Below are 13,196 nucleotides of genomic sequence, written 5' to 3'. Positions count from 1 at the left end.
GGATCAGCCCGCGTTGGCCACGACGGCGGCCAGTTGCGGAAAGCGCGCGCGGATCGCGTGGCGGATGCCGGGCAGGTCGAGTCCGGCCATGCTCAGCACTTCCTCGCGGCTGCCGTGTTCCAGATAGACGTCCGGCAGGCCCAGGTGCAGGATCGGCAGGGTGATGCCGTGCGCGGCCAGGCATTCGGCTACGGCGGAGCCGGCGCCGCCGGCGATCGCGTTGTCTTCCAGCGTGACGAAGGCGTCGTGGGTCTTCGCCAGTTCCACGATCAGCGCCTCGTCCAGCGGCTTCACGAAGCGCATGTTGACCAGGGTGGCGTCGAGCTCGGCGGCGATCGTGGCGGCCGGTGCCAGCATCGCGCCGAAGCTGAGCAGGGCCACGCCGTGGCCGCGCCGGCGCAATTCGGCCTTGCCGATCGGCAGCGTGTCGAGCTGCTGGTGGATCGCGGCGCCGGGGCCGGTACCGCGCGGGTAGCGGATGGCGGCGGGGCCGCGGTGGTGGAAGCCGGTGCTCAGCATCATGCGGCATTCGTTCTCGTCGGCCGGCGCCATGATGACCATGTTCGGCAGGCAGCGCAGGTAGGTCAGGTCGAAGCTGCCCGAATGGGTGGCGCCGTCCGGCCCGACCACGCCGGCGCGGTCGATCGCGAAGGTGACGTCGAGGTTCTGCAGCGCCACGTCATGGATCGCCTGGTCATAGGCGCGCTGCAGGAAGGTGGAGTAGATCGCCACCACCGGCTTGGCGCCTTCGCAGGCCATGCCGGCGGCCAGCGTCACCGCATGCTGTTCGGCGATCGCCACGTCGAAGTAGCGCCCGGGATACTCCTTCGAGAAACGCACCAGGCCGGAACCCTCGCGCATCGCCGGGGTGATCCCGAGCAGGCGCCCGTCGGCGGCAGCCTGGTCGCACAGCCAGTCGCTGAAGATGTCGGTGTAGGTGGGCCGGGCCGGCGCGGCCTTCTTCACCACGCCCGCCTGCGGGTCGAACGGGCCCACCGCGTGGTACTCGATCTGCTCCTGCTCGGCCGGGGCGTAGCCCTTGCCCTTGGTGGTGATCACGTGCAGCAGCTGCGGGCCGGGCAGGTTCTTCACCGTGCGCAGTGCCTGCAGCAGCTGCGGAATGTTGTGGCCGTCGATCGGGCCGGTGTAGTGGAAACCCAGTTCCTCGAACAGCGTGGAGGGCACGAACATGCCCTTGGCGTGTTCTTCCCAGCGCTTGAACCAGCGCCCGGCGAAGGACTGCTTCGGGATCGCCCGCTTGGCCCGCTCGCGCACCGCATTGAGCCGCCGGCTGGCCATCGCGCGCGCCATCATCTTGGTCAGCGCACCGACGTTCTCGCTGATCGACATGCCGTTGTCGTTGAACACCACCAGCATGTCCGGCTCGACGTCGCCGCCGTGGTTGAGTGCCTCGAACGCCATGCCGGCGGTCATCGCGCCGTCGCCGATCACCGCCACCACCTTGCGCGGGTCACCCTTGCGCTGCGCCGCGATCGCCATGCCGAGCGCGGCCGAGATCGAAGTGGACGAATGGCCGACGCCGAAGGTGTCGTACTCGCTTTCCTCGCGCCGCGGGAACGGCGCCAGGCCGTCCTTCTTCTTGATCGTGGTGATGCGGTCGCGGCGGCCGGTGAGGATCTTGTGCGGGTAGCACTGGTGGCCGACATCCCACACCAGGCGGTCGTGCGGGGTGTCGAATTCGTGGTGCAGCGCCACGGTCAGTTCCACCACGCCCAGGCCCGCGCCGAAATGGCCGCCGGAGCTGGCCACCGCCTCGATCAGGTACTGGCGCAGCTCGTCGGCAACGGCGGGAAGCTCCTCGTCCGGCACGCGGCGCAGGTCGGCCGGCGTCTCGATCGGTGCCAGATGGGGGTAGCGGGAAAGGTCGTTCATCTGCCTATTGTTGGCCCAGTGCGGGGCCGGGGCAAGGGTGGGCAGGTGAACGGAGCGTGGCAGCGCGCGGGCGGAACCGTGTCGTGCGCGCCGCCGGCTGGATTCAGGCCGCCACCGGCACGTTCATCGAACGGCGGTCGCGCGGCAGCCGGCTCACCAGGAATTCCATCTGGTCGGCCAGGATGTTGCGGTTGGACAGGATCAGGTGCTCCACCCAGCTCGGCCGGTACGGCACCGCCAGCAGCGGCATGTCGGCTTCCTGCGGGGTACGGTTGCTCTTCTTCAGGTTGCAGGCGAGGCAGGCGCTGACCACGTTCTCCCACTCGTCCCGGCCGCGCTTGGAGATCGGCAGCACGTGGTCGCGGGTCAGCTCGGCGCGGGTGAAGTGGTCGCCGCAGTACAGGCAGATGTGGCGGTCGCGCGCGAACAAGGCGGTGTTGGTCAGGGCCGGGGCAGGGTCGATCGCGTGTTCGCGGCAGTGGCCGGTGCTTGCGATGATCGGGTGCAGGTGCATCCGGCTTTGCGTGCCGAGCAGCCGGTTGTGGCCGCCGTGCACGGTGAGGCAGGGGTCGCCGAGCGTCCAGGCGACGGCGTCACGGACATAGAGGCACACCGCCTCCTGCCAGCTGATCCAGTCGAGGATGCGGCCGGCGGCGTCCAGCGACAACACGCGGGTCGCGTTGAGGTCGGCCCGACTTGGCACTTCCATCAGCATGTAAATCGTCCTTCAGCCAGGGCTTCGAAAGAGCGTTTCGGCAATGCGGGAATGCTTGTCTGGGGCCAGCATAGAACAATTCCGTTGCAATTCGCATGCAGATGGGGCAGGGCGTCGCGGACGGGCAGTCGCCGCCGCCGGCGGGCGCTGATATGATCGGCAGTCAACACAGATCCGACGCCGGGTTTGGTAGGGGCGCTCCGGTGGTGACCCGGCACGGCGGCGGCAGAGGTAGACAACGTGGCTGAAGTCCTTTTCTACGAGCGTCCGGTGCCGCTCAATCGCAACGATCACAAAAACCTGCGCATGAAGGCCGTGCCGAACGTGAAGTTCGCGATGAACGCGCATTCGGTGCCGCTGACCGGCGTGGAGTTCGGCATCGCCGCGCGCGACCTGCTGATCCTGTTCGCCGGCACCGGCGTGGCCGACGCCGGCCCGATCGCGCTGCTCGGCCTGCGCCAGAACGAGAACCTGTACGTCGACGCGAACGGCCAGTGGGCGCCGGATACCTACATCCCGGCCTTCGTGCGGCGCTATCCGTTCGTGCTGGCCGAGAAGCCGGCCGGGCAGGACGGTGACGATTTCACCGTGTTCCTCGACGAGCAGTACGAAGGCTTCAGCGACAGCGAAGGCCAGCGCCTGTTCCAGGAAGACGGCACTGACAGCGAGCTGCTGACGAACGCCGTGGGTTTCCTCGGCGAGTTCCAGCAGAACGTGGCGCGCACCAAGTGGTTCATGGAACAGCTGGTCAAGCACGACCTGCTTGAGGCGCGCAATGTCCAGCTGCAGAAGGAAGGCAAGGACGGCCAGCAGGGCCGCTCGATCAACCTCAACGGCCTGTTCGTGATCAACGAGCAGAAGCTGCGCGAGCTGGACGAGAAGACCACCCAGGAGTTCCTGCGCGAAGGCGTGCTCGGCTGGGTCTACGCCCACCTGCTGTCGCTGACCAACATCGACCGCCTGGCCCGTCGCCTCGACGTGCGCGAGGAGGCCGAGGCGGCTGCCGGCGCGACGAACTGACCGCGCGGCTACCACCCGTCCACAACGAAAAAGCCGCCTCCGGGCGGCTTTTTCGTTGTGGCTTCAGCGTACCGGCTTGGCCAGCCGCAGCAGGTCGGTGGCGTAGCCGCTTGCTTCGTACAGCGCGCGGGCGCGCTCGTTGCCGGGGAACACCGCCAGCGTCACCAGCTGGCATTGATGCTCGCGCGCCCACGCTTCGGCGTGCGCCAGCAGCGCCCGCCCGACGCCGTCGCCTTCCCGGTGCGGCGCCACCGCCAGGTCGGAGATGTGGCAATTGCTGCGTCCGGTGAAGAAATCCGCGGTGCGCTGCAGGTGGATGAAACCGACCCGTTCGCCGTCCGCGTCCTCCGCCACGAACAGGAAGCTGTTCGCCGGCTGGTCCTCGAGGTGCCGCAGCAGGTCCTTGCGGATGCCTTCCACGCACTCGTGCCGTCGCCGCCATGGCGGCAGGGTGAAATCCACGAAACGCGAGGTCAGCGAGAGGATGAAATCGTCGTCGTCCTCGGCCAGGCGGATCAGCAGCGTCGTGTCGGTCATCGGATCGGGCGGAGACTGGATGGTGACGCCGCTGTTTCTACACCTTGCGCGCCCACTTCGGTAGCCCTGCCCGGCACGTGTATATTCCGGACGGTGCGAGGGGCGCGCTCCGGCCCGGCTTGCCGACCGCCAGCGAGGATCATCCATGTCGACCACCCGCCGCCTGCACATCCAGCCCGCCGGCAACGCCGTGATCGCGCAGGGCATGCGCGACATCCAGACCGAGCTGAAGCTGCCGATGGCGTTCCCGCCGGAGGTCGAGGCCGCGGCGGCGAAGGCCGCGGCGAATCCGCGCCTGCCGGAACTGGACCGGAGCGACATCGCGCTGGTCACCATCGACCCGGCCGGCTCGATGGACCTGGACCAGGCGTTGCACGTCGAGCGCACCGACGGCGGCTACCGCGTGCATTACGCGATCGCCGACGTCGCCGCGTTCGTCAGCCCCGGCGATCCGCTCGACCTCGAGGCGCATCGCCGCGGCGAGACGCTGTACGGCGCGGATGCCCGGATACCGTTGCACCCGAAGGTCTTGTCCGAAGGCGCCGCCTCGCTGCTGCCCGGGCAACTGCGCCCGGCGCTGCTGTGGACGATGGAGCTGGACCCTTCCGGCGAAGGCGTCGCCGTCGACGTGCGGCGCGCGCGGGTGACCAGCCGCGCGCGGCTGGACTACGCCGGCGTGCAGCAGCGCATCGACGCCGGCACGGCCGAGCCGATGTGGGCGGTGCTGCGCGAGATCGGCGAGCTGCGCCGCAAGCGCGAGCAGTCGCGCGGCGGCGTCAGCCTGCCGCTGCCGGAGCAGGAGGTCAGCGTGGTCGACGACCGCTGGGTGCTGGCGTTCCGCGCGCGGTTGCCGCTGGAGGACTGGAACGAGCAGATCTCGCTGCTGACCGGGATGGCCGCGGCGTACCTGATGGTGCAGGCGAAGGTGGGCCTGCTGCGCACCCTGCCGCCGCCCGATCCGCACGCGATCGAGCACCTGCGCGTCACCGCGCGGGTACTTGGCATCGACTGGCCGCCCGGGCTGGATTACCCGGGATTCATCCGTTCGCTGGATCCCTCGAAGGATCTCCACGTGGCGATGCTGACCGCCTGCACCAGCCTGTTGCGCGGGGCCGGCTACGCGGCGTTCGACGGCACGCTGCCGGCGCAATCGACGCACTCGGCACTGGCCGCGCAGTACACCCACGCCACGGCGCCGCTGCGCCGGCTGGTCGACCGCTACACCGGCGAGGTCTGCGTGGCGCTGTGCGCGAAGCAGTCGGTGCCGGACTGGGCGCTGGCCGCGTTGCCGGGCCTGCCGGCCACCATGCAGGCTTCCGGCCACCGTGCGAGCCAGTACGAACGGGCGGTGCTGAACCTGGCCGAAGCCGCCGTGCTGGCGCCGCGCGTGGGCGAGGTGTTCGAGGGGGCGATCGTCGAGGTCGCCCACGACGATCCCGACAAGGGTACGGTGATCGTGCGCGACCCGGCGATCGAGGCCGGCGTCTCGGGCACGTCCGGCCTGCCACTCGGCGCCGACGTCAAGGTGACCCTGGTCGAGGCCGATCCGGCCACGCGGGTGACCCGCTTCGCGCTGGCGGGCTGAGGGCCGCGACGTAGCGTACGGGCGCGGTGTCACGGCGATCCGTCCGTGTGGCCCTCCGGCGTCGATGCGAGGTGCCGCCCACGTGGAGGAAGCTCTCAGCCGCCGGCACGGATCGCGCGGGAGAAGTCGTCGGCCCCCGCCGCCGTGTTTCGCGCCCGTTCGGTGATGCGGCCGCGGCGGCGCAGCTCGTCGGGCGGCACGTTGCGATCCACCGCACCCACGTCGTGCAGGTAGTCCGGCAGGTAGCCGGTCAGCAGCAGGCGGATGTCCCACGGCAGTCCGGGCTCGATCTGTCGGGCCATGCGGTAGACGATCGTGGTGCAGTTCGAGGTGATCGTGTTGTAGAACGCCGGCCTGCCGGCGAGCGTGTTCGCCGCCTGCACATAGGAGAGGAACAGCGCACGCATGGCCGCCTTGTCCATGCGCAGCGGATACAGGTAATCGTCCTCGCCGCGCACGTTGGTGCGCACGCGGATGATGTCGTGTTCGTCGGCGGCCACCAGCACCGTCTCGAACTGCTTGAAGAAGCCGCCGATCGGCGAATACTGCTCGCCGCGCTGCCGTCGGATCTCCACCGAGAAGACCACGCGGCTGCCGTCGTCGAAGCCGAACGAGATCATCGCGTGGGCGATCGCCCGGCTGCCCCAGTACGACAGCACCGCGTCGGCCGAGGCGAGGTGGTCCAGGTCGTAGTGGCGGGTTTCCCAGCGCGCGTCGTAGTCGTCGTCGCTGCGCCAGTCGAAGTCGCGCACGTTGTCGAGGGTGACTTCGCTGCCGCTCACCGTGCCGGTGAACTGTCGCGCGACGTCGTCGGCCCAGACCCGCATGCCGGACGGCGAGATGCTCGCCCACCACAGCAGCAGCAGCGCGTACATCGCCGCGTAGGCGCCCAGCGGAAGCCAGCTGCGGCGGACGATGGCGAATGCGGCCAGGGCGATCACGGCAAGCGCCCACAGCGTGCCGCCGAGCGTGCGCACGGTCGCGTTGCCGGGCAGCTGGTACCACAGCGCCATGGCGCCCCATGCACCGGAGACGAAGCTGGCGAGCCACACCACCGCGAAGAGTGCCGCCCTGCCGATCACCCCGTGCTTCCTGGTCATCTCGTTTCCGGGCATTTGTCCATGCCGCAAGCCTGCAGCTTTGCCTGCGGCGTGACAATGCCGGGCTCCCGAGGCGGCGGCTACAATCCCCGCACCGCCAGGCTCGGGACAAGATGCCGATGGGACCGCTGCAGATGAAGGCCGGAACCTGCGCCTGGGCAGCGCGCTGCATCGCCATCATCGGGCTGCTCGGCCTCGACGCCTGCGCGATGGTCGGGGTGAGCCACGTCAACACCAACGATTACGTGAGCCAGCGGCGTGCCGACGTGATCGTTGCCAACCGGCTGAGCGATCGCACCGTGCAGTCGCTCAACGTGGTGGCGCTGACGGCCGACAATTGCCAGCGCGAATTCACCGCCTGCACGGACACCGTCGCCCGTTCGACGGGACTGACCGACGAACAGCGGCTCTCGGCACTGGCCGAGCTGTGGCTGGGCAGGGCGCTCAAGGCGGAGCGATCGCGGCGCGACGCGGCGATGGGCGATCCGACGCTGGATGCTTACCTGCAATCCGCGCGCTACGCCTATGCGTATCTCTTCTACACCGTGCGTTCGCCCGCCGAGCGCGCGTTCGAATTGCGCCAGGTGCAGGTGACGTGGTTCTACAACCTGGCCGTGCAGCGCGCGATGAGTCGCTTCTTCCTGGAACTGCCGCGGCTGGATCCGGGCTGGACGCAGACCACGCTGGCCGGCTGGAGCGTACTTCGCCCGCAGAGCGACGTGCGCCTGGCGGGCGGCACGCGCGTGCCGGTGGAGCTGATCCCCGCGGGGAACCTGCGCTTCGAAGGCCTGCGCAATGTCTACCGGCGCGACGGCTTCGGTTCCGACTTCGTGGCCGTTGCGCCGAGGGAGACGGCCGATGCCGCCGTGCCATGGCGCGAACCCGATTACGTCCCGATCACCGGCGCGCTGGTGTTCGCGGGCAGCACGCTGGACCAGGTGCTGGCGACCCGGCAGGTGCGCCTGCTGGTGCGCGACCCGTATCACGACGACACCGTCGCGGTGGGTGGTCGGGTGGTGCCGCTGGGCGCGAATTTCACCGCACCCTACGGCGTGTGGCTGGCGCGTTCGGGCTTCGCCAGCCAGTCGATCCGCTCGCTGCTGGGCCGCGAGGGCGGCATCAAGACGCCGCGCGTACTGCTGATGCAGCCCTACGATCCCGACCGGCTCACGGTGGTGATGCTGCACGGCCTGGCCAGCAGCCCTGAAGCGTGGATCAACGTGGCCAACGAGGTGATGGGCGACGAGAAACTGCGCCGCAACTACCAGGTATGGGAGGTCTACTACCCGACCAACCTGCCGGTGGCGGTGAACCTGGCCAACATCCGCAAGGCGCTGGACGCCACGTTGAAGCACTACGACCCGTCCGGCCAGGCGCGCGCCTCGAACAACATGGTGCTGATCGGCCACAGCATGGGTGGCTTGATCGCGCGCCTGCTGGTGTCCTCCAGCGGCGAGCGGCTGTGGAGCGTGCTGCCGGTGCGCGCGAACCTGCCGGCGGCGAAACGCCAGCGGTTGCGCCAGCGCCTGGCCCCATACCTGCAATTCACCCCGATGCCGCAGGTGACCCGTGCGGTGTTCCTGGCCGCGCCGCATCGCGGCACGCCGTACGCCCAGCACCGCCTCGCGCGCTGGATCGGCAACCTGATCCGGCTGCCGGTCGCCGTGCTGCAGGAAATGGGCGAAATCGCCGAGCTGCTGAAATCCGGCGATTCCAGCGAAGGTCCGTCGCTGCACGTGTCCAACAGCATCGACAACCTCAGCGACACCGATCCGTTCATCGTCGCCGCAGCGAACCTGCCGATCTCGCCGCAGGTGCACTACCACACCATCGTTGGCGTGTATGAATCGAAAGGCGCGCTGCAGGACAGCAGCGACGGCGTGGTGCCGTACCGCAGCGCGCACCTGGACGGCGCCGACTCCGAGCTGGCCATCCCGTCGTGGCACAGCGTGCCGGAAACGCCCGCGGCGATCCTGGAGCTGCGCCGGATCCTGCGGCTGCAACTGGCCGCGACGAAGGGCGGCCCGGGTCATTGACCCGGCATGCCGCTCCGCTCCCCCGGATCAAAAGCGGACGCCCTTCCAGCCGCCCTCTGCGGTCAGCAAGACGCCCGCGGCTTCAGTCGCCCGCCGGCGGGCAACGCGATGAAACTGGCCTCGTCGGCCGCGTGGTATGGGCGCTGCGTGGTATTCCCGGGCGAAATCGCCGATGTTGGCAAGCCTATTGCTTTATCGATCGCATGAATGAACTCGCCTACGACATCAACTATCTGACCGATTCCGAATCAGCCGAGCCCGTGGCCCCGTTGCGGGTGGCGAGCACGACCCCGGCCGCGGTGGCGCCCTCACCGGCAAACGTCGCCGGCGCGCAGGAAGCGCTGGCGCGGGAACTGTTGCAGGCGGCCGCTACCCATGAGGCATTGATCCAGCAGTATCTGCGGTTCAGTGGCGGCCCTTCCCAGGGCGCTTTCTCGCAGTAACGCGCCGGACAACTGTCGCTCTTGAAGAAAAGCTGACGCATTGCGGCACGTTTGCTGACGCGGGCCGACGCCGGGCGCCCCACATCGATCCTTACGCCCGGGAAAGGCCCGGGGCATCGGCCACATATCGGAAAGGCGGGCCTGCACGCCCTGGCCGCGCTGCGGGCCGACTCTATTTGACCGACTTCGAGAACCGATACCTGAGGTACTGGCCGAGGGTGGGGTGATACCAGAGCCTGGAGGGGCCGACCCCGTCGCGATGGATGAGGGTACCGTCGACCACGTCGTGCAAGGCCTGCTTCATCAGCGGGATGGCAGCGGCCAGCTGGTGCAGCGGATAGGTATTGAAGCCGTCGCCGCTCCCGACGTGGATCCGTTGCTGATACAGCACGCCGCCGGTGTCCACCCCGGTGTCCACCAGGTGCACGGTGACGCCGCAGTTTTCGGCATCGTCGTGGACCAGCGCCCAGTAGCCGCCGTGCACTCCGCGGTAACGCGGGGTGATGCCGACGTGGGTGTTGATGAAGGGGCGGTCGATGCACTCGATCACGGCACGCGAAATGATCCGGGTGCCGTTCACCACGACCGCATCGATGTCGAGCTTCCCGAGCAGCCGCCGCACAGCCGCGGCGTTGACGCTGTGCACCCGATGGGTGATGGCGGCCGGCGGCGGGTCCGCCTGCAGCCCGTAGCGGAGGATCAGCTCGTCCATGCGACGGCGCTGGAATCGCACCAGCAGGCGGTTGAACGCGATGAAGGCAAGCTGGCCGATGACCGTGGGCCAACCCAGCTGGCGCACCCGGTACCGGAGCATGCCCCGGGCCGACGGCTTGCGCTCCACCACCACGGCGAGGATCTGCACCTCGCCGGCCAGCGCGTTGTACATGAACCAGGACGACGGCCCGTCGCCGCACAGCATGGCGATGCGTGGGGGCCGTCCGCTCATCGTGCGGCCAACTCGTCGGCGAGTTCGGCCATGCCCAGCGAGCGCATGCCGTCATCGCGGCGCAGGCGTTCGAACTCCTCGATCACCTGCTCAAGGAAGCGCATGTTCCGGTCGGTGTCGACGCCGAAATTGTGCGGGTGCCACCACAGATGGAAGATTTCATGGTGCCGGGCGGCGTGGCGCATGGCACGCCTGATGCGGCGCAGCCGCAGGCCGTCCAGCCAGGCCAGGCGCCGGTCGTGGGGGCGCAGGAAACGGCTGGCCGGAAAGTTGAACGGGGATGCGCCGGCGCGGCTCTCCAGTGTGTAGGTGTGGTGGCCGCTGAGATTGATGTAGCTGTCCAGCAGGCGGCCCATGCGGCGCACGGTGTTCTGTCCGACGTTGTCGGTCGCGGCGTACAGCCAGCCGTGCTCGTTGCCGCGATAGGCGGTGATGCCATGTTCCGCCAGTATCGCCAGATAGTCGGGGTGCCACTGGTTGCGGGGAAACACCAGGCTGCGCAGGGTGAGGCCCCGTGTCGCTGCCATGCGGAGGGCGGCGGCGAGGTCGGCGCTGAACGTCGCGGCTGTCTGCCCCGCTTCCCGGCAGTAATAGTGCGAGTAGGTATGGGTCGCTATCTCCTGGTGCGGCGTCGCGGTGATCAGGTCGATCAGGGCGGGCGCGAAGTGGTAGCGCTCGGCGATATCCGTGGACTGTTCCAGGTAGCGGTATGGGCAGAGCGCGCGGTTGTCGTAGCCCGGCCGTGCGGACGGCGCCGCCGACAGGGCCTCGTCGCGGTCGTGGCAAAACAGGAAACCCACGGTCGCCCAGGTGACGTGGATCCGATGTTGCTCGAACAGGCCGAGCATGCGGGGAATGGCCTGCCGGGCGCCATCCAGCCGCTCGCGATAAGCATCGAGGCTGCGCTTGTCGCGCACGCCCCAGTAAAGCTCGAAGTCGATGGATATCGTGAACGCGCCGGTGTTCATGCCATCCCCAGGCTGCCTTCCTACCCACCCGATCGTAACAGCTTGCGATGAATGCCAGCGTGGTGTGGCGGCGGGGGAGGCTTGCCGCCCGCGCGCCAGCAAGAAAGCCCAGGTCGGCCGGGCTTTCTTGCTGGCGTAGCCGGCGAGGCCTCAGGCGATTTCGGGCAGGGTCTTCACCCCGGCCTCGATCGCCGCCTTGTGCACCAGGGTGCGCGGCAGGATGCGGGCGAAGTAGAACGCGGCAGTGTCGCGCTTGGCCTGCTTGAACGCGGCCGATTGCGTGCCGGCTTCGGCGGCGGCCACGCTGCGCACCCACAGGTAGGCGAGGGTGACATAGCCGGAGTAGTAGAGGTAGTCGGTGGCCGCGGCGCCGAGTTCCTCCGGGTTGGCCTGCGTGCGCTGGGCCAGGCTCACGGTGAGGTCGCTCCATTCCTTCGTGGCGACGGCCAGCGGGCCGATAAGACCGCGCAGTGATTCGTCGGCGCTGTGCTGCTGGCAGAACGCGCTGATCTCCTGCAGGAAGTGTTTCGCGCCCACGCCCTGCAGCTGGAGGATCTTTCGGCCCAGCAGGTCGGCGGCCTGGATGCCGGTGGTGCCCTCGTACAGGGTGATGATGCGGGCGTCGCGGACGAACTGCTCCATGCCGTTCTCGGCGATGTAGCCGTGGCCGCCGTAGATCTGCAGCGCTTCCTTGGTGCACTCCTGCGCCAGCTCGGTGGTCATGCCCTTGGCGATCGGGATCAGGAAGGCGACCAGTTCGCCGGCCTTCTGCCGCGCGGCCTCGTCCGTTGCGCGATGTTCGATGTCAGTCTGCAGCGCGGTGTACAGCACCAGCGCGCGCGAGCCTTCGACGAAGGCGCGCTGGGTCAGCAGCATGCGGCGCACGTCCGGCTGCACCAGCAGGTTGTCGGCCGGCTTGTCGGGGAACTTCGGGCCGGACAGCGAACGCGACTGCAGCCGCTCGCGCGCGTAGTTGAGGCTGTTTTGCAGTGCGCGCTCGGCCAGCGCCAGGCCCTGCACGCCGACCGACAGGCGCGCCGCGTTCATCATGGTGAACATCGCGGCGAGGCCCTTGTGCGGCTTGCCGATCAGGTAGCCCTCGGCGCCGTCGAAGTTCATCACGCAGGTGGAGCAGGCGTGGATGCCCATCTTGTGCTCGATCGCGCCGGCGGCCACGGTGTTGCGCGCGCCCGGCGAACCGTCCGCGTCGAGCTTGAACTTGGGCACGATGAACATCGAGATGCCGCGGCTGCCTTCCGGTGCGTCGGGCAGGCGCGCCAGCACCAGGTGCACGATGTTTTCGGCGAGGTCGTGTTCGCCGGCGCTGATGAATATCTTGGTGCCGCTGATCTTGTAGACCGCGTGGCCGTCGGCATCCGCCGCGGCCGGCTCGGCGCGGGTCTTCAGCAGGCCGAGGTCGGAGCCGGCCTGCGGCTCGGTCAGGCACATGGTGCCGGTCCAGCGGCCGGCGACGATCGGCTTCATGAAGCGCTCGCGCTGCCACTCCTCGCCGTGCAGTTCCATCGCGTGGGTGGCGCCCTCGGACAGCAGCGGGTACAGGCTCCAGGCCAGGTTGCCGGACTGGAAGATCTCGGTGGTGGCGGTGCCGAGCACGCCGGGGAGGGCCTGGCCGCCGTAGGCCTCGGGGTTGGTCAGGCCGGTCCAGCCGCCTTCGGCGAAGGCCTTGAACGCCTCCTTGAAACCCTTCGGCGTGGTCACCGTCTGGGTGGCCTTGTCGAAGTGGCAGCCTTCCGCGTCGGCAGGCGCATTGGTCGGCGCCAGCAACTGCTCGCTCAAGCGCCCGGCTTCCTCCAGCACCGCGTCGAGCAGGTCGCGGCTGTGCGCCTCGCCGCCCTGCAGCGCGGTGAGGGTGCGCTCCGCGCCGAGGACGTCGAACAGGGCGAAACGCAGGTCGTCGAGGGGGGCCTTGTAGATGGTCATGGCGATTCCTTG

Annotated in this window: 11 protein-coding genes; 4 read left to right on the top strand and 7 right to left on the bottom strand. The window is 68.8% G+C overall.

The annotated features are described in order from the left end of the window. Nucleotides 1–3 precede the first annotated feature (3 nt). Both dxs and DEO45_RS01410 read right to left on the bottom strand, forming a co-directional pair. On the bottom strand, nucleotides 4–1,893 hold the full coding sequence (gene dxs / locus DEO45_RS01415; RefSeq protein WP_114340547.1) for a 1-deoxy-D-xylulose-5-phosphate synthase: 1,890 nt from the start codon (nucleotides 1,891–1,893) through the stop codon (nucleotides 4–6). 103 nt (nucleotides 1,894–1,996) lie between these two features. Beyond that, entirely contained in the window at nucleotides 1,997–2,608 is a 612-nt protein-coding gene (locus DEO45_RS01410) for an HNH endonuclease (RefSeq protein ID WP_114340546.1), read from the bottom strand. Nucleotides 2,609–2,848: 240 nt separating this feature from the next. On the opposite strand from DEO45_RS01410, the gene DEO45_RS01405 reads away from it, so the two are divergent. Beyond that, entirely contained in the window at nucleotides 2,849–3,628 is a 780-nt protein-coding gene (locus DEO45_RS01405) for a SapC family protein (protein ID WP_114340545.1), read from the top strand. 63 nt (nucleotides 3,629–3,691) lie between these two features. On the opposite strand, the gene DEO45_RS01400 is transcribed toward DEO45_RS01405, so the two are convergent. Next, complete coding sequence (locus DEO45_RS01400) at nucleotides 3,692–4,165, bottom strand: GNAT family N-acetyltransferase (RefSeq protein ID WP_114340544.1); 474 nt, start codon at nucleotides 4,163–4,165, stop codon at nucleotides 3,692–3,694. A 145-nt stretch (nucleotides 4,166–4,310) separates the two neighbouring features. Between DEO45_RS01400 and DEO45_RS01395 the strand changes: the two genes are divergently transcribed. Further along, entirely contained in the window at nucleotides 4,311–5,750 is a 1,440-nt protein-coding gene (locus tag DEO45_RS01395; RefSeq protein WP_114340543.1) for an RNB domain-containing ribonuclease, read from the top strand. A 95-nt stretch (nucleotides 5,751–5,845) separates the two neighbouring features. Here the strand turns inward: DEO45_RS01395 and DEO45_RS01390 are convergent, their stop codons facing one another. Further along, nucleotides 5,846–6,850 (bottom strand): DUF4105 domain-containing protein, encoded by a 1,005-nt coding sequence (locus DEO45_RS01390; protein ID WP_114340542.1) that lies wholly within the window; start codon nucleotides 6,848–6,850, stop codon nucleotides 5,846–5,848. Between the two features lie 119 nt (nucleotides 6,851–6,969). Between DEO45_RS01390 and DEO45_RS01385 the strand changes: the two genes are divergently transcribed. Continuing rightward, the gene (locus tag DEO45_RS01385; RefSeq protein WP_114340712.1) at nucleotides 6,970–8,886 is read left to right on the top strand and encodes an esterase/lipase family protein; all 1,917 of its coding nucleotides are present in this window, start codon (nucleotides 6,970–6,972) and stop codon (nucleotides 8,884–8,886) included. Nucleotides 8,887–9,089: 203 nt separating this feature from the next. Further along, entirely contained in the window at nucleotides 9,090–9,329 is a 240-nt protein-coding gene (locus tag DEO45_RS01380) for a hypothetical protein (RefSeq protein WP_114340541.1), read from the top strand. 172 nt (nucleotides 9,330–9,501) lie between these two features. On the opposite strand, the gene DEO45_RS01375 is transcribed toward DEO45_RS01380, so the two are convergent. The 3 genes from DEO45_RS01375 to DEO45_RS01365 all read right to left on the bottom strand — a co-directional run bounded on the left by DEO45_RS01375 (nucleotide 9,502) and on the right by DEO45_RS01365 (nucleotide 13,184). Beyond that, nucleotides 9,502–10,275, bottom strand: coding sequence for a formyl transferase (locus tag DEO45_RS01375; RefSeq protein WP_223250735.1), 774 nt, complete (start codon nucleotides 10,273–10,275; stop codon nucleotides 9,502–9,504). Then, complete coding sequence (locus DEO45_RS01370) at nucleotides 10,272–11,243, bottom strand: polysaccharide deacetylase family protein (protein ID WP_114340540.1); 972 nt, start codon at nucleotides 11,241–11,243, stop codon at nucleotides 10,272–10,274. The genes DEO45_RS01375 and DEO45_RS01370 overlap by 4 nt, the downstream gene beginning before the upstream one ends. 150 nt (nucleotides 11,244–11,393) lie before the next feature. Next, nucleotides 11,394–13,184, bottom strand: a complete 1,791-nt coding sequence (locus DEO45_RS01365) for an acyl-CoA dehydrogenase C-terminal domain-containing protein (protein WP_114340539.1) — start codon at nucleotides 13,182–13,184, stop codon at nucleotides 11,394–11,396. Nucleotides 13,185–13,196: the final 12 nt, after the last annotated feature.

The sequence above is a fragment of the Rhodanobacter denitrificans genome, assembly GCF_003335105.1.
GTDB lineage: Bacteria > Pseudomonadota > Gammaproteobacteria > Xanthomonadales > Rhodanobacteraceae > Rhodanobacter > Rhodanobacter denitrificans_A.
Note: the sequence above shows the minus strand (reverse complement) of the source record. Positions and strands in the feature narration are given on the sequence as shown.

Coding starts and splice junctions, on each gene's coding strand:
- DEO45_RS01400 (WP_114340544.1), bottom strand. CDS start 4,165: ATGACCGACACGACGCTGCTGATCCGCCTGGCCGAGGACGACGACGAT.
- DEO45_RS01380 (WP_114340541.1), top strand. CDS start 9,090: ATGAATGAACTCGCCTACGACATCAACTATCTGACCGATTCCGAATCA.
- dxs (WP_114340547.1), bottom strand. CDS start 1,893: ATGAACGACCTTTCCCGCTACCCCCATCTGGCACCGATCGAGACGCCG.
- DEO45_RS01385 (WP_114340712.1), top strand. CDS start 6,970: ATGGGACCGCTGCAGATGAAGGCCGGAACCTGCGCCTGGGCAGCGCGC.
- DEO45_RS01410 (WP_114340546.1), bottom strand. CDS start 2,608: ATGCTGATGGAAGTGCCAAGTCGGGCCGACCTCAACGCGACCCGCGTG.
- DEO45_RS01370 (WP_114340540.1), bottom strand. CDS start 11,243: ATGAACACCGGCGCGTTCACGATATCCATCGACTTCGAGCTTTACTGG.
- DEO45_RS01375 (WP_223250735.1), bottom strand. CDS start 10,275: ATGAGCGGACGGCCCCCACGCATCGCCATGCTGTGCGGCGACGGGCCG.
- DEO45_RS01390 (WP_114340542.1), bottom strand. CDS start 6,850: ATGACCAGGAAGCACGGGGTGATCGGCAGGGCGGCACTCTTCGCGGTG.
- DEO45_RS01395 (WP_114340543.1), top strand. CDS start 4,311: ATGTCGACCACCCGCCGCCTGCACATCCAGCCCGCCGGCAACGCCGTG.
- DEO45_RS01365 (WP_114340539.1), bottom strand. CDS start 13,184: ATGACCATCTACAAGGCCCCCCTCGACGACCTGCGTTTCGCCCTGTTC.